This is a genomic window from Streptomyces sp. PSU-S4-23, from assembly GCF_055632315.1.
Window position 1 is genome coordinate 8,199,259 of sequence record NZ_JBVMUU010000002.1, and the last position, 17,778, is coordinate 8,217,036.

Annotated in this window: 19 protein-coding genes; 13 read left to right on the forward strand and 6 right to left on the reverse strand. The window is 72.2% G+C overall.

Features of this window, described 5'->3' with window-relative positions:
- Window positions 1-7: 7 nt before the first annotated feature.
- Together ACZ79I_RS37025 and ACZ79I_RS37030 are read right to left on the reverse strand one after the other, a co-directional pair.
- Window positions 8-943 carry a M56 family metallopeptidase gene (locus ACZ79I_RS37025; protein WP_471503734.1) on the reverse strand — a complete coding sequence of 312 codons (936 nt, stop codon included), beginning with the start codon at window positions 941-943 and terminating at the stop codon, window positions 8-10.
- A 116-nt stretch (window positions 944-1,059) separates the two neighbouring features.
- Window positions 1,060-1,602, reverse strand: coding sequence for a DUF5134 domain-containing protein (locus tag ACZ79I_RS37030; protein ID WP_471503737.1), 543 nt, complete (start codon window positions 1,600-1,602; stop codon window positions 1,060-1,062).
- Between the two features lie 191 nt (window positions 1,603-1,793).
- On the opposite strand from ACZ79I_RS37030, the gene ACZ79I_RS37035 reads away from it, so the two are divergent.
- Both ACZ79I_RS37035 and ACZ79I_RS37040 read left to right on the forward strand, forming a co-directional pair.
- Window positions 1,794-3,461, forward strand: coding sequence for an FUSC family protein (locus ACZ79I_RS37035; RefSeq protein WP_471503740.1), 1,668 nt, complete (start codon window positions 1,794-1,796; stop codon window positions 3,459-3,461).
- Window positions 3,458-4,177: a MarR family winged helix-turn-helix transcriptional regulator gene (locus ACZ79I_RS37040; RefSeq protein ID WP_471503742.1), complete on the forward strand. Its 720-nt coding sequence runs from the start codon at window positions 3,458-3,460 to the stop codon at window positions 4,175-4,177. Before ACZ79I_RS37035 ends, ACZ79I_RS37040 begins: the two co-directional genes overlap by 4 nt.
- 64 nt (window positions 4,178-4,241) lie before the next feature.
- Here ACZ79I_RS37040 and ACZ79I_RS37045 read toward each other — a convergent pair whose 3' ends face one another.
- Complete coding sequence (locus ACZ79I_RS37045) at window positions 4,242-4,634, reverse strand: VOC family protein (RefSeq protein ID WP_471503744.1); 393 nt, start codon at window positions 4,632-4,634, stop codon at window positions 4,242-4,244.
- A 73-nt stretch (window positions 4,635-4,707) separates the two neighbouring features.
- Here ACZ79I_RS37045 and ACZ79I_RS37050 point away from each other — a divergent pair, with 73 nt between their 5' ends.
- Entirely contained in the window at window positions 4,708-5,265 is a 558-nt protein-coding gene (locus ACZ79I_RS37050) for a GNAT family N-acetyltransferase (RefSeq protein WP_471503746.1), read from the forward strand.
- Between the two features lie 48 nt (window positions 5,266-5,313).
- Here the strand turns inward: ACZ79I_RS37050 and ACZ79I_RS37055 are convergent, their stop codons facing one another.
- Window positions 5,314-5,997 (reverse strand): glycerophosphodiester phosphodiesterase, encoded by a 684-nt coding sequence (locus ACZ79I_RS37055; RefSeq protein WP_471503749.1) that lies wholly within the window; start codon window positions 5,995-5,997, stop codon window positions 5,314-5,316.
- Between the two features lie 415 nt (window positions 5,998-6,412).
- Between ACZ79I_RS37055 and ACZ79I_RS37060 the strand changes: the two genes are divergently transcribed.
- From ACZ79I_RS37060 to ACZ79I_RS37080, 5 genes are all read left to right on the forward strand, one after another.
- Complete coding sequence (locus ACZ79I_RS37060; RefSeq protein WP_471503751.1) at window positions 6,413-7,810, forward strand: DUF6421 family protein; 1,398 nt, start codon at window positions 6,413-6,415, stop codon at window positions 7,808-7,810.
- Between the two features lie 47 nt (window positions 7,811-7,857).
- Window positions 7,858-8,610 carry an SDR family NAD(P)-dependent oxidoreductase gene (locus ACZ79I_RS37065; RefSeq protein WP_471503753.1) on the forward strand — a complete coding sequence of 251 codons (753 nt, stop codon included), beginning with the start codon at window positions 7,858-7,860 and terminating at the stop codon, window positions 8,608-8,610.
- Window positions 8,607-9,677, forward strand: coding sequence for a threonine aldolase family protein (locus ACZ79I_RS37070; RefSeq protein ID WP_471503755.1), 1,071 nt, complete (start codon window positions 8,607-8,609; stop codon window positions 9,675-9,677). The genes ACZ79I_RS37065 and ACZ79I_RS37070 overlap by 4 nt, the downstream gene beginning before the upstream one ends.
- 78 nt (window positions 9,678-9,755) lie before the next feature.
- A complete protein-coding gene (locus ACZ79I_RS37075) occupies window positions 9,756-10,346 on the forward strand; it encodes a transglutaminase-like domain-containing protein (protein WP_471503757.1) in 591 nt (196 codons plus the stop codon).
- An 8-nt stretch (window positions 10,347-10,354) separates the two neighbouring features.
- Window positions 10,355-11,047, forward strand: a complete 693-nt coding sequence (locus tag ACZ79I_RS37080) for a B3/B4 domain-containing protein (protein WP_471503760.1) — start codon at window positions 10,355-10,357, stop codon at window positions 11,045-11,047.
- Window positions 11,048-11,053: 6 nt separating this feature from the next.
- Here ACZ79I_RS37080 and ACZ79I_RS37085 read toward each other — a convergent pair whose 3' ends face one another.
- Entirely contained in the window at window positions 11,054-11,782 is a 729-nt protein-coding gene (locus ACZ79I_RS37085) for a lysophospholipid acyltransferase family protein (protein WP_471503763.1), read from the reverse strand.
- A 356-nt stretch (window positions 11,783-12,138) separates the two neighbouring features.
- Here ACZ79I_RS37085 and ACZ79I_RS37090 point away from each other — a divergent pair, with 356 nt between their 5' ends.
- The 4 genes from ACZ79I_RS37090 (at window position 12,139) to ACZ79I_RS37105 (ending at window position 15,198) form a co-directional block, all read left to right on the forward strand.
- The gene (locus tag ACZ79I_RS37090) at window positions 12,139-12,465 is read left to right on the forward strand and encodes a TlpA family protein disulfide reductase (RefSeq protein WP_381079074.1); all 327 of its coding nucleotides are present in this window, start codon (window positions 12,139-12,141) and stop codon (window positions 12,463-12,465) included.
- 226 nt (window positions 12,466-12,691) lie between these two features.
- Complete coding sequence (locus tag ACZ79I_RS37095) at window positions 12,692-13,201, forward strand: flavin reductase family protein (protein WP_471503767.1); 510 nt, start codon at window positions 12,692-12,694, stop codon at window positions 13,199-13,201.
- A 194-nt stretch (window positions 13,202-13,395) separates the two neighbouring features.
- Window positions 13,396-14,181 carry an electron transfer flavoprotein subunit beta/FixA family protein gene (locus ACZ79I_RS37100; protein ID WP_381079070.1) on the forward strand — a complete coding sequence of 262 codons (786 nt, stop codon included), beginning with the start codon at window positions 13,396-13,398 and terminating at the stop codon, window positions 14,179-14,181.
- A 54-nt stretch (window positions 14,182-14,235) separates the two neighbouring features.
- Window positions 14,236-15,198, forward strand: a complete 963-nt coding sequence (locus ACZ79I_RS37105) for an electron transfer flavoprotein subunit alpha/FixB family protein (RefSeq protein WP_471503769.1) — start codon at window positions 14,236-14,238, stop codon at window positions 15,196-15,198.
- A gap of 56 nt (window positions 15,199-15,254) precedes the next feature.
- Here ACZ79I_RS37105 and ACZ79I_RS37110 read toward each other — a convergent pair whose 3' ends face one another.
- Window positions 15,255-16,160, reverse strand: coding sequence for an endonuclease/exonuclease/phosphatase family protein (locus ACZ79I_RS37110; protein ID WP_471503771.1), 906 nt, complete (start codon window positions 16,158-16,160; stop codon window positions 15,255-15,257).
- Window positions 16,161-16,376: 216 nt separating this feature from the next.
- On the opposite strand from ACZ79I_RS37110, the gene ACZ79I_RS37115 reads away from it, so the two are divergent.
- Window positions 16,377-17,678 (forward strand): DUF6986 family protein, encoded by a 1,302-nt coding sequence (locus ACZ79I_RS37115; RefSeq protein ID WP_471503773.1) that lies wholly within the window; start codon window positions 16,377-16,379, stop codon window positions 17,676-17,678.
- Window positions 17,679-17,778 lie beyond the last annotated feature (100 nt).

Genomic DNA, 17,778 nt, shown 5'->3' on the forward strand with positions numbered 1-17,778 from the left:
GCCCCCGCTACCCCAGTGCGCGCAGCCCCGGCACGAACGTCACGAGTACGGGGATCGCCGGCACCAGCGCCGCGGTCGCCGTCAGCCGCAGCCGGTGCACCGCCGGCAGGCGGTTGGGGGGAGTGAGGAGGCGGTGGACACGCTCCGGGACGTTGGCCTCCGGAGTGGGGCAGGGGCCGAACACACCGCGGTCCTCGTTCAGTCCCACCAGCGCGAGCGCGGTCGTGAGCCGGCCGTGTCGGCGCGACGCCATGTCGTCGGCGGCGAGTTCCACCAGGCGGTGCATCTCGTCGCGGAACGCCGCGAAGACCGGCACCTGCGGAAAGCCGGTGGCGAGCGCCGCCGAGACGTGCAGCAGCCAGTGGTGCCGGGCCCGCGCGTGCCCCTGTTCGTGGGCGAGCACCGCGTCCAGCTGCCTGCCCTTGAGCCGGCGCAACGCGGCCGTCGTGATCACCAGCCGGGGCGTGGCGCCGGGCAGCCACCAGGCGTCGGGCCGCTCTCCCTCCAGGACCACCAGCCGGTCGCTGCCGGGCTCCTCACCGGGCAGCAGCGGGGCGCGTACGAGCAGTCCGGCCCGGCTGTGGCGGCGAAGGGCACGGGCCCGGGCGACCTCACGGACCAGCATCACCGCGCTCCAGGCCCCACCGCAGGCGAGCACCACCGCCGTCGCCGCGGCCCACGGGCTCCCGGTGCTGAACCCGTAGGCCTCCACGACCGAGTGCGGCGCGGGGGCGAACACATGGCCCCGCACGGCGGCCCAGGCGGCGGCCGCGCTCAACGTCATCGAGAGGGCGCAGGACACCAGGACGGCCGCCACCATGCACTGCCACACCCACAGCGCGACCACCGGTTCCCGGTCCAGCCACTGCGCCCGGGCGAGCAGCCGCGGAGTGAGCACGGCGGTCAAGGCGCCGAGCAGCAACAGTGCCGCGGGGACCATCATGAACAAAGCCTAAGAGCCGTGCGGTGCCATGGGATATGGAGGGATGAGGCAATGTGACGCACACCACGGTTTCGTACACCCCGGATCGGCGGCCGGGATGTCCTCGCCGCCCCCTCTCACAGTGCGAGCAGCATCGCCAGCATCCCCATGGCCATGGCCAGGCGGCACACACGCGCGAGTTCGGGCCGGTCGCCCCAGCCGACGGAGCGCGTGCCCGCAGTGGCCACCGCCGTGACCGGCACCAGCCGCATCCCCGACCACAGCACATACCCCGCGAAGTACAGCAGGAGCACCCCGGTGAGGGGCGGGACCCCGCCGTGCCCGTGGTGCCCGGGGGAGGCGGCCATCGCCACCGCCATGTAGACCATGGCCAGCGCGCCCACCAGGTGGTGCAGATGGTGGGCGCTGGTGCGCGCCGCCCACAGCGACCGCACCGCCGCGCCGCCGAAGACCGCCGCGTAGGCGATCCAGGCCCCGGGGGGCGGCGCCGCCACCGTCGCGGGCACGGCCATCAGCGCCATCCCGAAACCCATCACCGCCTCGCTGCCCGCGGTCCGCCGCTGTTCCTCGACACTGCTGCGCAGACGCAGCAGGCAGTAGGCGCCGGTCGCCGCGCACAGTGCGACGAGCAGCCAGCCGGGCGAAGCCGGTCCGTGCACCGCCCACCTCCCCCGCTCGACGGGCTCGAACGGTCGTAAACAGTCGTAAGGTGGACATGCCCTCCATCGGCGATGCGCAAGCGAGCGCACGGAGGTACGCGGCGGTACACGGGGGAGCACGGCGGCCGTGACCTGGGACGGTGGCCGCCCCAGAGATGTTTCACGAGTAAAACACCTGTTAATGTTTCCGCATGAGCAGTGCGATCCCGTCTCCGGTCTCCCGTGTGCGCCCCCTGCCCCTCTCCGGCCTTCTGCGGCTCGGCAGGCCCTCCGAGATCTGGTTCAAGCCCGCGCTGAGCGTGGTCGTGGCGGCCGCGCCGCCGAACCTGACGCTGGTCGCGCTGGGCCGTCTCGACCTGGCGGCCTACACGATGGCGGGTTCGCTCTGCGCCCTCTACGCGCACAACCGCCCGTACGCGGCCCGGGCGCGCACCCTCGTCCGGGTCGTCCTCGGCATGCTCGCCGGTCTCACCGTCGCCCTGGTCGCCGCGTCACTCACCACCGACGTGGTCGTGCTGGTGACCGTCGGAGCCGTGCTCGCGGCCTTCCACAAGACGCTCTGCGACGCCACCCGCATCGGGCCGCCCGGCAATGTGATCTTCACTTTCGTCAGTTCGGGATCCCTGTTCGCGCCGCAGACCCTCGGACAGGTGCCCGGCCATGTCGCGCTGGCCGCCGCGGCGGGGGCGTGGTCGTGGACCGTCGGCATGGCCCCCGGTCTGATGCGGCCGCACGGACCCGAGCGCCGCGCCACTGCCCACGCCCTGCGGTCGGCCGCCGGGTTCGCCGAGACCGGGCAGGCCGCTGCCCGTGCGGGCGCGGCGGCCGCCGTGCACACCGCCCGGCAGTCGCTGCGGTCCACCGGCCCCCGATCGGAGCACCGAGACGCCCTTGAGCGGCTCGTCATCCGCGCAGAGGCGGCGCTCGCGGCGCCCGACGACGCCGATCCCGCACGGCTGCGCGCCTGGGCCGGCGCCCTGCGCGGTACCGGGTCCGTTCCCCGGCCGGGCGACCTCGCCGGGGCCGGCGCGGGCGGCCCCGCCGGGTCCGGCGACGATCTCGTCGGCGCCGAGGCAGGATGCGACGGCCCGCCGCCGCCCCCGCTGCACCGCCGGCTGGGCCCCCTCGCCCCCCTCGCACTGCGCACCGCCCTGGGCTGCGTCCTCGCCGGCTACGCCGCACTCGCGCTGGGCGTCGGCCGCCCCTACTGGGCGCTGGTCACCGCCGCCTCCCTCCACCAGGCCAACGTCACCCTCACCTGGAGCCGCGGCGTCCAGCGCGTCATCGGCAACCTCACCGGCGTCCTGCTCTTCGCGGCCATCACCCCGCTCGCCCACCTCGGTCCCCTGGCCCTCGTGCTGTGCGGTCTCGCCCTCAACTTCGGCGCCGAGGCGCTGATCAGCCGCAACTACTGGCTCGGGAGTGTCTTCGTGACCCCGATGGCCCTGCTCATCACCGAGTTCGCCTGTTACCAGCAGGCCGGCGGGCTGATGGCCGACCGGGTCCTGGACACCCTCATCGGGGCGGGGGCCGGATTCGCCGCCGCGGTCGCCGTCACCAACCGACGCGCGGGCGACCGCGTCGAGCACGCCCTCACCGCCGTGGAGCGCGCCCGTCGGCACGCGGCCGAAGTGCTGGCCGCCGAGCACCGCCCGGCCGGCGCCCTGGAGGCCGCGCGTCGTGGTCTGGTCGCCGCCGTCGTGGACCTGCGCGCCGCGGCGGACACCGCGGCCGGCGAGTGGTGGCAGCGCGCCCTGCCGGCCGAGCGGGTGCTGCGCGCCGAACAGGCCGGACACCGTACGCTCGCCGCGACGGTACGACGGCGGCGACCCCACATCTCGGAAGGCACACACGTATGACGGCGGCGAAAGGGCGGGCGACGACGGGGAACGGCGCGGCCGGCCGGACGGCCGCGGGCGCCGGTGCGCAGGGGCGGGGCGAACGGAAGGCCGGGGTCAACGGGCCGGAGGGACAGGGGACACCGGCAGGCGCAGGCGCAGGCGCAGGTGTCGGGGCGGCGGCGGCCGCGGGGCGGGACGCCGGGGCGCGCGAACCGGCCGGGCGCACACCGGCGGGCGACATCGTCGCCGCCGTCGTACGCCAGTGGCGGACCGTGCGCCCCGACATCGACACCGGCCCCATGGAGGTCATCGGCCGCATCAACCGCTGCGCCGCCCTGCTGCAGCAGGCCGAGGACGCGCCCCTGCGCCGCGCCGGGCTGACCCGTGCCGAGTTCGACGTCCTGGGCACGCTGCGGCGCACGGGCCATGAGCTCACCCCCGGCGAGATCGCCCGCGAGACGTTCTCCTCCGGTGCCGCCGTCACCAAGCGACTCAAGCAGCTCACCGAACGCGGCCTGGTCGAGCGGCGCGGGGACGCCCGTGACCGCCGAGTCGCCCACGTCCGCCTCACCGGCGCGGGCCGCGACCTCGTCGACGGCGTCCTGCCCGAGCAACTGGCCTACGAGACCGCGGTCCTGTCCGGGCTCGACGGCGACGGGCAGCGCGAACTCGCCGCGCTGCTCGGCGAACTGCTCGTCCAGCTGGAGGGCCGGCTCGGCGCGCCCCGCCGCTGACGTGCGACCGGCCGGTACCGAACGGCGCGGCGCCCGGCACCGGCCCGGGCGGCCGCCCGGTGCCTCAGATGCCCGGGCGGTAGCGCAGGGGGTGGTCGGCCGGGACCTCCACCAGCACGATCTGTGTGCCGTCCGGGTCCCTGATCCACATCTCGATCAGCCCCCACGGCTCCCTGACGGGCGGCCTCAGGATGTCGACCCCGTTGCCCGCCAGCTCCTCGTGCGCGGCCGTCACGTCCGGGACCTGCAGCCAGAGCTTCAGCGCGGGCGACGGCGGGGCGTCACCGCGACCCGCCACCTCCAGGAAGCCACCGCCCAGGAAGTACACGACCCCGCGCTCGGGACCCGTACCGAACTCCCGGTAGACGGCGAGCCCCAGCTTTCCGCCGTAGAAGGCACGCGAGCGCTCCGGGTCGGTGGGTCGCAGGAGGGTGCGGCTGCTCAGTACGTGGACCATGCAGGCGCAGACTAGCGGGACGGTTACTCTCGCAGATGCCCGACTCGCGCCACAGAAGACGGAGAAGCACCCCATGGACAGCCTTGCCGGCGACCCCACCACCATGAACGGACTGACCTTCCGCGACGCCACCGAGGCGGACGTCGACGCGTTGGTCGCGCTGGTCGAGTCGGCATACCGCGGCGACTCCAGCCGGGCCGGCTGGACCACCGAGGCGGACATCCTGGAGGGGCAGCGCACCGATCCCGAGGGGGTGCTGGACGTCATCGAGGCGCCGGACAGCCGGCTGCTCACCGTCGAGCGCGACGGAGCGGTCATCGCCTGCTGCCAGCTCGAACACCGCGGCGACCACGCCTACTTCGGCATGTTCGCGGTCAGCCCGACGCTCCAGGGCGCGGGCCTCGGCAAGGTGATCATCGCCGAGGCGGAGCGGACGGCCCGTGCCACCTGGGGCGTGACGGAGATGCAGATGACCGTGATATCCGTCCGGGAGGATCTCATCGCCTGGTACGAGCGGCGCGGCTACCGCCGTACGGGCAGGATGAGCCCCTTCCCGTACGGCGACGAGCGCTTCGGCATTCCGCAGCGCGCCGACCTGCAGTTCGAGCTGCTGGTCAAGTCCCTGGTCTGAGGGACGCGGCACCCGGGCGGGCATCCGCCGGGGGCGGTTCCCCAGCGGTCACGCGGTGAAGCGGCCGGTGCGCTTGATCTCCGGGTAGTCGGTGGTCGCGCCGTCCAGCTCCAGCGCGCGCACCAGCCGCAGATGTTCCTGGGTGTTCACGACCCAGCCGATGACCCTCAGGTCCGCCTTGCGCGCGTGCTCGACGACCTCGAGGGTCAGCCGGCGGATGTTGAGGCAGACGGCGGTGGCACCCGCGTCCGCCGCGCGTTCCACGACATCGGTGCCGTAGCGGCCGGCGATCAGCGCGGTGCGCACGCCCGGCACCAGCCGGGCGACCTCGGCGAGCGCGGCGTCGTGGAAGGACGACACCTCGACCCGGCCGGCCAGGTCCCTGCGGCGCATCACGTCGGCCAGCGCCCGCGCCGCGGCCACGTCCTTGATCTCCGCCTGGAGCGGTGCCTTCACCGCGTCCAGGACCTCCTCGAAGACGGGGACCCGCTCACCACGGCCCGCGTCGAGCGCGCGCAGTTCGGCGAGGGTCTTCTCGGAGATGGGCCCGGTGCCGTCGGTCGTCCGGTCCACCTCGGCGTCGTGCATGATCACTAGGGCGCCGTCCTTGCTCAGATGCAGATCCAGCTCGATGACGTCGAGGCCCGCGCGCTCGGCGGCGACGAAGGACCGGAGGGTGTTCTCGGGTTCGACACCCATGACTCCGCGGTGACCGATGGTGAGGAAGTTCAAGGTTCAACTCGCTTCCGTCGACGGCGGCTCGGCTGTCGCGCGTGGCGCTCCCGTACCCGCGCGGCACGGCCGCAGCCTAGTGGCCCGGCTGCGCGCTGAACCCGCTCGTTCACGAGGCAATGGGCGTACGGCACGGGGCCGATCCGCGCCGGGCGGCCCGGTGCGCCTCACCTCCGGGTGGGCGCGTCGCGCGGGTGTTGACCCGAGGCTCGGGCGACCCGGGGCCCGCGTCGGGAACGCGCGCCTCCACCGACCGCCGGGCGGAGCCCGATGTCGTCGAACACGGGGCATGCGGCAGGAAAAAGAGCGGTGGAGGCGGGGGCATGCAGGAATATTTGCTGACCACCCCCTTGCTGGGGGAAACCTTCTGTGCTTACGGTGTCCTTACGCGAGGTTCTCCCGTGGAGGATGGGTTATGACGGAAATGCTTGTGCAGGTGGGTTCGGAGGAGCGGGTTCCTCCGCAGAGCAGGGTGGTGGACCATCCGGCTTGGCCCGTGCTCAAGGACGCCGTCGAACAGATCCGGCCGTGGCAGGCCGAGGACGGCTCGATCGACTTCGACGCCGAGGGTGCACCGGATCGCGTGGACGCCGAGTCCGCGGTGCGCCGCGCGGCGCGGGCCGTCGAGGAGCTGTCCCCGCTGCTGCCGCACGACGCCGCCTACCACGAGGCGCTCGTGAAGGATCTGCGCCGCTGGGCCGACGAGGGCTTCCAGGTGCCGGACTTCCTGGACTCGCTGATGGCCTTCCAGCCCGCCGCGATCCGCCGGGACGGCCTCCAGCACCTGGTCGTCTTCCCGATGTACACGCAGAACGGCAACGCCGACCGCAACCTCGAAGCGGTCGTCCTGCGCATGGTCTGGCCCGAGTGGCTCGCCGAACTGGAGGCCACCCGGTACGACAACCCGCTGTTCTGCGGCATCACCTTCGAGGACTTCACTGGGGGCTACGACACCAACTCGGCCGTCCTCTTCCCCGAGACCGTCGCCGTGCGCGAGACCCCCGAGAACTTCACCTGGGGTGCGATCTTCTGCGACCGCGAGGCCGCGCGCTTCCGCCGGGTCACCGAGGCCGCCGTCGGCATCCTCGGTCTCGACCTGCCCGAGGACATCGCGGAGATGGTCCACGACCAGGAGCGCTGCCAGCAGGCGTTCGTCCTGTGGGACATGATCCACGACCGCGCCCACAGCCACGGCGATCTGCCGTTCGACCCGTTCATGATCAAGCAGCGCCAGCCGTTCTGGATGTACGGCCTCGAGGAGCTGCGCTGCGACCTCACCGCCTTCAAGGAGGCCGTGCGGCTGGAGGCCGACGGCTTCCCGCAGGGCCGTGACGTGCAGTACGCGGTGCTCTTCGACCGCATGTTCCGCTTCCCGGTCACCGGTGAGCGCGTCCGCAACTACGACGGCCTCGGCGGCCAGTTGCTCTTCGCCTATCTGCACCGGCACGATGTCGTCCGGTGGACCGACAACAAGCTCTCCATCGACTGGCGGCGTGCCCCGCAGGCCACCAACCGGCTGTGCGACGCGATCGAGACGCTGTACCGGGAGGGCATCGACCGCCCCAAGCTCGTCCACTGGCTCAAGGCGTACGAACTGGTCTCCGCCTACCTCTCGCCGCACCCCGCCTCCCGCTGGGCCAAGGGCGCGGACGCCCTGGACCTGACGCAGCCGCCGCGCAAACTCGTGGACGACGTGCTTCCGGACGAGTTTCCGCTCAGCATGTTCTATGAGGCGCTCGCCAAGAAGCTCAAGAACGTGATTGCCTCGACGAAGGGCATCACCGCGGAGGCCGCCGAGCGAGCCGCCGCGTGAGCGCCCTGCGCACGAGCGACAGTGACGCTGCCCAGGAGGCGAGGAGCATGGGGAACGGGAACGGGGCACTGAGCGGCTCCGTGATCGCGGTGGCCGGCGCGGGCGGACCCGCCGGCCGGGCGACGCTGCTGCGGCTCGCCGAGGCGGGAGCAGTCGTCGTCGGGTCCGACAACAACCCCGAGCGGCTGGCGGAGTCCGTGGACGCGGCACGCTACGCGCACGGCGGGGCCACGGTCGTGGGGGAGAAGGTCGACCTGCTCGATCTGCAGTCGACCCGCGACTGGGCGGAGCACATCGAGAAGGAGTTCGGCCGGGTGGACGGCCTGGTCCACCTCGTCGGCGGCTGGCGTGGCGGCTCCGCGTTCACGCACACCGGCCTGTCCGACTGGGACCTGCTGGAGAGGCTGCTCATCCGCACCGTTCAGCACACCTCGCTCGCCTTCTTCGACGCGCTGCAGCGCAGCGACCGCGGACGGTACGTCCTGATCAGCGCCGCGGGCGCGTCCCGGCCGACCGCCGGGAACGCGGCGTACGCCGCCGCGAAGGCCGCGGCCGAGGCGTGGACCCTGGCCATGGCCGACGGCTTCCGCAAGACCGCGGGTGAGGGCGGCCCGACCTCCGCGGCCACCATTCTGGTGGTGAAGGCGTTGGTGCACGACGCGATGCGCGCCGAGCGTCCGCACGCGCAGTTCGCGGGTTTCACCGATGTCGAGGACCTGGCCGAGGCCATCGCCGGGGTCTGGGAGAAGTCCGCCGCCGAAGTGAACGGGAACCGCCTGTGGCTGACCGAGAAGCCGTGAACCCTCCGAAGACCGACGCGCGTCGGCATCACGACCCGGAGGCCCGCGGTTTCGCCAGCGACAACTACGCGGGCGCCCACCCGGAGGTGCTCGCCGCCCTGGCCCTGGCCAACGGTGGGCACCAGGTCGCGTACGGTGAGGACGTCTACACCGAGAACCTCCAGCGGATCGTCCGTGGGCACTTCGGCGCCACGGCGGAGGCGTTCCCGGTCTTCAACGGAACCGGTGCGAACGTCGTCGCGCTCCAGGCGGTCACCGACCGCTGGGGCGCGGTGATCTGCGCGGAGAGCGCGCACATCAACGTCGACGAGGGCGGCGCCCCCGAGCGCATGGGCGGGCTCAAACTGCTCACCGTGCCCACGCCCGACGGCAAGCTCACCCCCGAGCTGATCGACCGGCAGGCGTGGGGGTGGGAGGACGAACACCGCGCCATGCCGCAGGTCGTCTCGATCGCCCAGAGCACGGAGCTCGGTACCCTCTACACGCCCCAGGAGATTCGCGCGATCTGCGAGCACGCCCATGCCCGCGGTATGAAGGTGCACCTGGACGGCTCCCGGATAGCCAACGCCGCCGCCTCCCTCAACGTCCCGATGCGGACCTTCACCAACGCGGTCGGCGTGGACATCCTCTCCTTCGGCGGGACGAAGAACGGCGCGATCTTCGGGGAGGCGGTCGTCGTCATCAACCAGGACGCCGTGCGCCGCATGAAGCACCTGCGCAAGATGTCCATGCAGCTGGCCTCCAAGATGCGCTTCGTGTCGGTCCAGTTGGAGGCGCTGCTCGCCAAGGACCTGTGGCTGCGCAACGCACGCCATGCCAACGAGATGGCCCAGCGCCTCGCCGAGGGTGTCCGGGCCGTGCACGGGGTGGAGATCCTCTACCCGGTGCAGGCCAACGCCGTCTTCGCGCGACTGCCGCACGAGGTGAGCGAGCGCCTTCAGAAGCGCTTCCGGTTCTACTTCTGGGACGAGGCCGCGGGCGAGGTCCGCTGGATGTGCGCGTTCGACACGACCGAGGACGACGTGGACCGGTTCGTGGCGGCACTCAAGGAGGAGATGGCGAGGTAGCGCTCCGGCGATGCATAAGTATGCGGCTGATCGAAAAGTCATTGACTCTCGATCGGTCGCATTCCTATGCTCTGCCTCATGGAGCTGATCCAGCAAACCCCCGATCTGTCCGCTTATTTGGCTGCTGATGAGGTCATCGACCACCATCACCCGCTCGTGCGCGAGACGGCCGCGCGTCTCGCGGCCCAGGTGGCTGACTCGTATGCCTATGCGCAAGCCGCCTATGAGTTCGTGCGTGACGCCATTCCGCACTCCGACGACAGCGGCGACCTGCGGGTCACCTGGCGGGCCTCCGACGTCCTGGAGTGGTGCACCGGCGTCTGTTACGCGAAGGCGCACGCCCTGACGGCCCTTCTGCGGGCCGAGGACATCCCGGCGGCGCTGTGCTACCAGCGGCTCCGGCTCGACGGCGGCGGCCATGCCGTGCACGGTCTGGTCGCCGTGCGGTTCCACGGCGCCTGGCACCGGCAGGACCCCCGCGGCAACAAGCCCGGTGTCGACGCCCGGTTCTCCCTCCAGGGCGAGCGGCTCGCCTGGATCCCGGAGGAAAAGTTCAACGAGGTGGACTATCCGGTGCTGTACGCTGAACCGCATCCGGTCGTGGTGAACGTCCTCAAGGCCGCCCCCGACCGGCCTTCCCTCTGGAAGACGCTCCCCACCGCACTCTGAGGCAGACCATGACTCTCACCCTGACCGTGTCCGACGAGGTACGCGCCCTCGCGCCCGGCTTCACGCATGTCGCGATCGAGGCGGCCGGGCTCGTCAACGGTCCCAGCACCGGGGCCACCTCGGCACTGCTCGACGACGCCGCACGCCGGCTCGCCGCGCGCCTGGACGGGCGCGCCCCGCACGAGGACCCGCACATGGCGGCCTGGCGTGCGGTGTACTCGGCCTTCGGCGCCAAGCCGTCCCGCACCCGCAACTCCGCCGAGGCGCTCGCCAAGAGGGCCCTGTCGGATGCCGGCCTGCCCCGCGTCAACGTGCTCGTCGACGTCTACAACGCGATCAGCGTCGCCCATCTCATTCCGGTCGGCGGCGAGGACCTCCACCGCATCCAGGGCCGCATGCGGCTCGTACGGGCCACGGGTGAGGAGGACTTCGTGACCGTCGTCGCGGGTGAGGAGGCCGTCGAGCGTCCCGAGGCCGGTGAGGTGGTCTGGTGCGACGACGCCGGTGTGACCTGCCGCCGCTGGAACTGGCGGCAGGGTCCGCGCACCCGGCTCACCGAGGAGACCACCTCGGCGGTCTTCCTGCTGGAGGGCCTGACTCCGATGCCGGCCGCCGACGTCGAGAAGGCCGCCGCCGAACTCGCCGACCTGCTGGAGCGTTTCAGCCCCGGGGCCCGGATCGCCGTCCGCGACCCCGCCTGACCCGCCTCAGTGCGCCTCGGCCCCGCGCAGCTGCTCCGGGGTCGGCGCCGTGCCACCGAGGTGGGCCGGCATCCACCATGTGTCGTCCGGACCCTTGGGGCGTACGGGGTAGGCGCGTTGCGCGGCCTCCAGCAGCTCCTGGACGCGCTCGCGCAACTGGCGGGTGAGCGCGCCCGCGTAGCTGTCGCGGGACGCCTCGATGGCCTCGCCGACCCGGATCGTGACGGGGGTGTGGCTGCGCTTGAAGTTGCGCGGGTGCCCCTTCGTCCACAGCCGCTGCGTGCCCCACAGGGCCATCGGAACCAGCGGGACGCCTGCCTCCTGGGCCAGGCGCACGGCACCGGACTTGAAGCTCTTCAGGGTGAAGGACTGTGAGATGGTCGCCTCGGGGAAGACCCCGACGATTTCGCCCGACCTCAGCGAGTCCAGCGCGTGGGCGTACGCCGCCTCGCCCTGCTGGCGGTCCACCGGGATGTGCTTCATGGCGCGCATCAGGGGACCGGAGATCTTGTGCCGGAAGACGGACTCCTTGGCCATGAAGCGCACCAGACGCTTCTGCGGCAGCGCGGCCAGGCCGTCGAAGATGAAGTCCAGATAGCTGATGTGGTTGCTCACCAGGACCGCCCCGCCCGAGCGCGGGATGTTCTCCGAGCCCTTGCAGTCGATCTTCAGGTCCCACACCTTGAACATCGTGAGGGCGAGACCGATGACGGGACGGTAGACAAGCTCAGCCATGGGCGGGACGGACCCTTCTCTCTGCCTGGGAAGGGACTCCCGGCGGGAAGTTACGCAGCCGTAGGTTACGGCATCCCGCCGATCGTCCCCCATGACGGACGGGTGGGCCAGCCCTGGTGCGGGTGAACGGCGAGATCCTCGTCACGTCGGCCGAGCGGCCCACTTCCGCATTCTCCCCCCGGCCCCACCGCGCGCGTACCGCGACCCGCCGTACGGGCCGGCCCGGCCCACCCGCCGGGCGTCACCGGCCGGGAGTGTGAGGGGACGGGAATCCCCGGCGGCCGTCCCGTGCTGGAGTGTCCGGGAACGCGGGGACACCACACCGGCGGCGGAGCGGGAGAGGGCGGAGAGCGGGCATGCGCGGGCGCGACGACGGAAAGCGGCTCGGTGCGGCCGAGTTGGGGCAGGGACTCGGCGAACGGGCGACGCTGGTCCAGTTCTCCAGTGCCTTCTGCGCCCCCTGCCGGGCAACACGACGGGTTCTCGCCGAGGTGGCCGCCATGGTGCCCGGCGTCACCCATGTGGAGATCGACGCCGAGCAGCGGCTCGAACTCGTCCGCGCGCTGGGCGTCCTCAGGACCCCGACCGTGCTCGTCCTGGACGCGGACGGACGGATCGTGCGCCGCGCCACGGGGCAGCCCCGCAAGGCCGATGTGATCGCCGCCCTCGGCGAGGCGGTCTGACGTCCCCCGGGGCGAGGGCCGCGCCGCGCCGGCGGCGGGTGACACATCTCCCAGATGCCGGAACGCGCTTGACTGCGCGCACCACCTATCGTCAGCCTGACCGTATGCCCCCGGAACTCCTTCTTCTCGAGCGTGTCCACCTGGATCCGGCCCGCACCGCGAGTGCGTGTTGTCCGGCTCGCTGAACTCCCCGGATCCTCGTCACCTCCCGCAGAAGGACAGTTCCATGACGGCCATACCCGGCCTCGGTACTCCTCGGCTCGCCTCCCCGGACCTCTTGCGCTCCGCCTTCCGGCGGCATGCGGCCGGAGTCGCCGTGATCACCGCCCAGGGCGGCGGAGGCCCGGTCGGCTTCACCGCGACCTCCCTCACCTCCGTCTCCGCCGAGCCCCCGCTCGTCTCCTTCGGCATAGGCACCCGGTCCTCCTGCTGGCCGGTCGTCTCCGAGGCCGACCACATCGGGGTGCATGTGCTCGGTGAGCACCAGGAAGCCCTGGCCGGCACCTTCGCGCGCAGCGGCGCGGACCGCTTCGCGGCGCCCACCGGCTGGCGGGAGGGCCCCGAGGGCGTCCCCCTGCTGGACGGTGTGCTCGCCTGGCTCGTCTGCCGCGTGGTGACCCGGGTGCCCGCCGGAGACCATCGCGTCGTCATCGCCGAAGTCGTCGTGGGGGATCCCTCGGGGACGGGACGGCCGCTCCTCTACCACCAGGGGCGCTTCAACGGCCTGCGCGACTGAACTTACTGGTCGGTTACTGAGCGTTGCCAAGGTCACAGTTCAAAGCGCTTGCTTAGTGGGCATCCAGTGGGTGTACTGGCGAGTAATATTTCGGTCGGAGCGCGGGGTCGCCCCGACCGGGATCGGCCGCTTCAGGCGCCTATGCTGCCTGGAAGAAGGCAGCCCAGAAATGACGATGCAGTAGGAGAGCCGGCGTGAGCTTGAGGATCGTTGTCACTGTGAAGTACGTGCCCGACGCCACTGGCGACCGGCACTTCGCCGATGACCTGACCGTCGACCGGGACGACGTGGACGGGCTGCTCTCCGAGCTCGACGAGTACGCGGTCGAGCAGGCCCTGCAGATCGCCGAGAACGCCGACGACGCCGAGGTCACCGTGCTGACGGTGGGTCCGGAGGACGCCAAGGACGCGCTGCGCAAGGCCCTGTCGATGGGCGCCGACAAGGCGATCCACGTGGAGGACGACGACCTGCACGGCACCGACGCGATCGGTACCTCGCTGGTGCTGGCCAAGGCGATCGAGAAGGCCGGCTACGACCTCGTGGTCTCCGGCATGGCGTCGACGGACGGCACGATGGGCGTCGTGCCGGCGCTGCTGGCCGAGCGGCTGGGCGTGCCGCAGGTGACCCTCCTCTCGGAGGTCTCCGTCGAGGACGGCGTGGTCAAGGGCCGCCGCGACGGCGACGCCGCTTCCGAGCGGCTGGAGGCCTCCCTGCCGGCCGTCGTGTCGGTCACCGACCAGTCGGGCGAGGCCCGGTACCCGTCCTTCAAGGGCATCATGGCGGCCAAGAAGAAGCCGGTTCAGTCCTGGGACCTGGAGGACCTCGAGATCGAGGCCGAGGAGGTCGGTCTCGAGGGTGCGTGGACCGCGGTCGAGTCCGCGGCCGAGCGTCCGGCGCGTTCCGCGGGCACGATCGTCAAGGACGAGGGCGAGGGCGGCAAGCAGCTCGCTGAGTTCCTCGCGAGCCAGAAGTTCATCTAGGGCTCATCAGCCTGACCGCCCCCCAGATTCGTCATCCGCAAGGAGATCCATCCCATGGCTGAAGTTCTCGTCTACGTCGACCACGTGGACGGTGCCGTCCGCAAGCCCACCCTGGAGCTGCTGACCCTGGCCCGCCGTGTCGGCGAGCCGGTCGCCGTCGCGCTCGGCTCCGGTGCCGGGAACACCGCGTCCACGCTCGCCGAGCACGGCGCGGTGAAGGTCCTCACCCACGAGGCCACCGAGTACGCCGACTACCTGGTCGTGCCCAAGGTGGACGCGCTGCAGGCCGCCGTCGAGGCCGTCTCCCCGGCCGCCGTTCTCGTCCCGTCCTCCGCCGAGGGCAAGGAGATCGCCGCGCGGCTCGCGCTGCGCATCGGCTCGGGCATCATCACCGACGCCGTGGACCTGGAGGCCGGCGACGAGGGCCCGGTGGCCACGCAGTCGGCGTTCGCCGCGTCCTTCACCACCAAGTCCCGGGTGTCCAAGGGCACCCCGGTCATCACCGTCAAGCCGAACTCGGCGCCGGTGGAGTCCGCCCCCGCCGCGGGTGCGGTCGAGGCGCTGTCCGTGTCCTTCTCGGACCAGGCGACGGGCACCAAGGTCACCGCGCGGACGCCGCGCGAGTCGACGGGGCGTCCGGAGCTGACCGAGGCCGCGATCGTGGTCTCCGGTGGCCGCGGTGTCAACGGCGCGGAGAACTTCGCCGTCATCGAGGCGCTCGCCGACGAGCTCGGCGCGGCCGTCGGTGCCTCGCGCGCCGCGGTGGACGCGGGCTGGTACCCGCACACCAACCAGGTCGGCCAGACGGGCAAGTCCGTCTCGCCGCAGCTGTACATCGCCTCCGGCATCTCGGGCGCGATCCAGCACCGGGCCGGTATGCAGACGTCCAAGACGATCGTGGCGATCAACAAGGACGCCGAGGCGCCGATCTTCGACCTGGTCGACTACGGCGTGGTCGGTGACCTGTTCGACGTGGTTCCGCAGCTCACCGAGGAGATCAAGACCCGCAAGGGCTGAGCGGCTTCGCGTGCGGAGGGCCCCTGCGACCGTGTGACGGTCGCGGGGGCCTTTCCTCATCCCAGCGTCAGCGACGCCTGCACGGGGAGGTGGTCGCTGGGGTATCGGCCCTCCTGCGTGAAGGGGTTGACCGACGCCCAGTGGGCGGTCACGCCGGGCGTGGCCAGGATCCAGTCGATGCGATCGCCGTACGGTGTCGGCGGGTTGTAGTCGTGGAGGGTGCCGTACGGCGCGGTGCGTTCGGCGGCGGCGTCCCAGGTGTCGACGAGGCCGGCGCCCAGCAGGGTGTCGTAGACCGGGTTCTTGTGCGCCGGGGCGTTGAAGTCTCCGGTCACCACGAGGGGCAGGGAGCGGTCGAGCCCGGCGATCCGGTCGGCGATGAGCGAGGCGGCACGCGCGCGTGCGTACTGGCTCGCGTTGTCCAGGTGGGTGTTGAGGGCGTAGAACTCCCGCCGCGACTGACGCAGTTCACGGAAACGGACCCAGGTGACCATGCGGATGCGGGCGCCGCCCCAGGTGTTCGAGCCGATCAGACCGGGCGTGTCGGAGAGCCAGAAGTGGTCGTACTCCACCGGGGCGAGCCGGCGCGTGTCGTAGAAGACGCTGACGAACTCGTCGCGGCTGCCGCCCGCGCGGCCCGTGCCGATCCACTCGTAGTCCGGTCCCAGATCGGCCGCGATGTCGCGCACTTGGGCGTAGAGGCCCTCCTGGGTGCCGATGAGGTGCGGCCGCTCCCGGCGCAGCAGCGCCCGCATCACGGGGCGCCGGGCCGCCCAGTTGTGGGGTCCGCCGGTGCCCGCGCGGCGCAGGTTGAACGACATGACCTCGAGGTGGCGGTGGTGCCGGTCCGTGGCCGAGGCGCGCTGCAGGGGCAGCGCCGCGCTGGACAGAGGCAGGGTGACCGCGGCCGCCAGGGCGGTCCGCAGGCCCAGGCGGCGGGTGACTCGGCTGGGGTGGGGCACGGGGGGCTCCTTCGGTGACGGGTGCCGGACGGGCCGTGCGCGCCGCGGGGTGACAGAGCCGGATCAGATAGGCGTGAACATGGCAAAGGGTGACCGTTCCCCATGGAAGAGGAGGCGTGCCGTGTGCGCAAGGGGGTGTTGACCGGCGGTGAGCCTCTGGATAGCTTCGCTCAACGGATTGTTGATTCCGTGGGGCGGAAAGCGGGAGGGTGAGGCATGGGTCGAGCCCGGCAGGAGAGGGTGACAACGAGCCTCGCCGGCGCCGTCAGTGAGGAGATCAGTGCCTCACTCGCGCCGGTCGACGCGGAGTTGGAGCGCCGCTACCCCGGCGATCCCGGCAGCCGCCAGCCCGTCCACACGGTCTACGTGCCCGGTGACGTCTTCGCCGCCGGCACCATCCGCGACTGGGGAGACCGGGCCCTCGCCGCCCTCGACCGGCATGCTCCGGACGCCACCGCACTGGCCGCCGTGCTCGGCCTCGCGGACCGGCTCGCCGAGCCCGTCCACGACCGCGTCCGCGCCAAGCTGGAGCGCGAGCCCGTCGAGGACCTGCGCGTCGACTTCGAGGACGGCTACGGGCCGCGGCCCGACGCGGAGGAGGACCGGGCGGCGGCCCGCGCGGCCCGGCTGATCGCCGAGGCGTACGAGAGCGGCACGGCCGCCCCGTACATGGGCATCCGCATGAAGTGCATGGAGGCGCCGGTGCGCGACCGGGGCATCCGCACACTCGACGTCTTCCTGACGGGACTGATGGAGGCAGGCGGCCTCCCGGACGGGCTCGTGCTCACCCTGCCCAAGGTCACGTACGCGGAACAGGTCACCGCCATGGTGAGGCTGCTGGAGGAGTTCGAGAAGACCCACGGGCTCACGCCCGGGCGGATCGGCTTCGAGATCCAGATCGAGACCAGCCAGGCCATCCTCGCGGCCGACGGCACCGCGACCGTCGCGCGCATGATCCAGGCCGCCCGGGGGCGCGCCACCGGACTGCACTACGGCACCTTCGACTACAGCGCCTGCCTCGGCGTGTCCGCCGCCCACCAGGCCAGTGACCACCCGGCCGCCGATCACGCCAAGGCGGTCATGCAGGTGGCGGCGGCGGGCACCGGTGTACGTGTCTGCGACGGCTCCACGAACGTCCTGCCGGTCGGCCCGACGGACCGGGTGCACGACGCGTGGCGGCTGCACTACGGGCTCACCCGACGGGCCCTGGCCCGCGCCTACTATCAGGGCTGGGACATGCACCCCGGCCACCTCCCGACCCGATACGCGGCGGTGTTCGCCTTCTACCGCGAGGGTTTCGAGCAGACCGCGGCCCGCCTGGCCCGCTACACGGCCCGCGCCGGCGGCGACGTCATGGACGAGCCGGCGACCGCCAGAGCGCTGAGCGGCCATCTGCTGCGCGGACTGGACTGCGGCGCGCTCGACACCGCCGAGGTCGCCGGGGCCACCGGCCTGACCCGAGCGGGCCTGGAGCATCTGGCGGCACGGAGGCGGGGGGAGCCGGCGGTGCCGGCGTGAGGACGCGCACCGAACGGGCACGGCGTCACGCGCCGCGGCGTCCTGCGCCGCCCGGACGGCGGCCGGCCGGTGCCCGGCCGGGCATGCCGGGTCGGCCGGC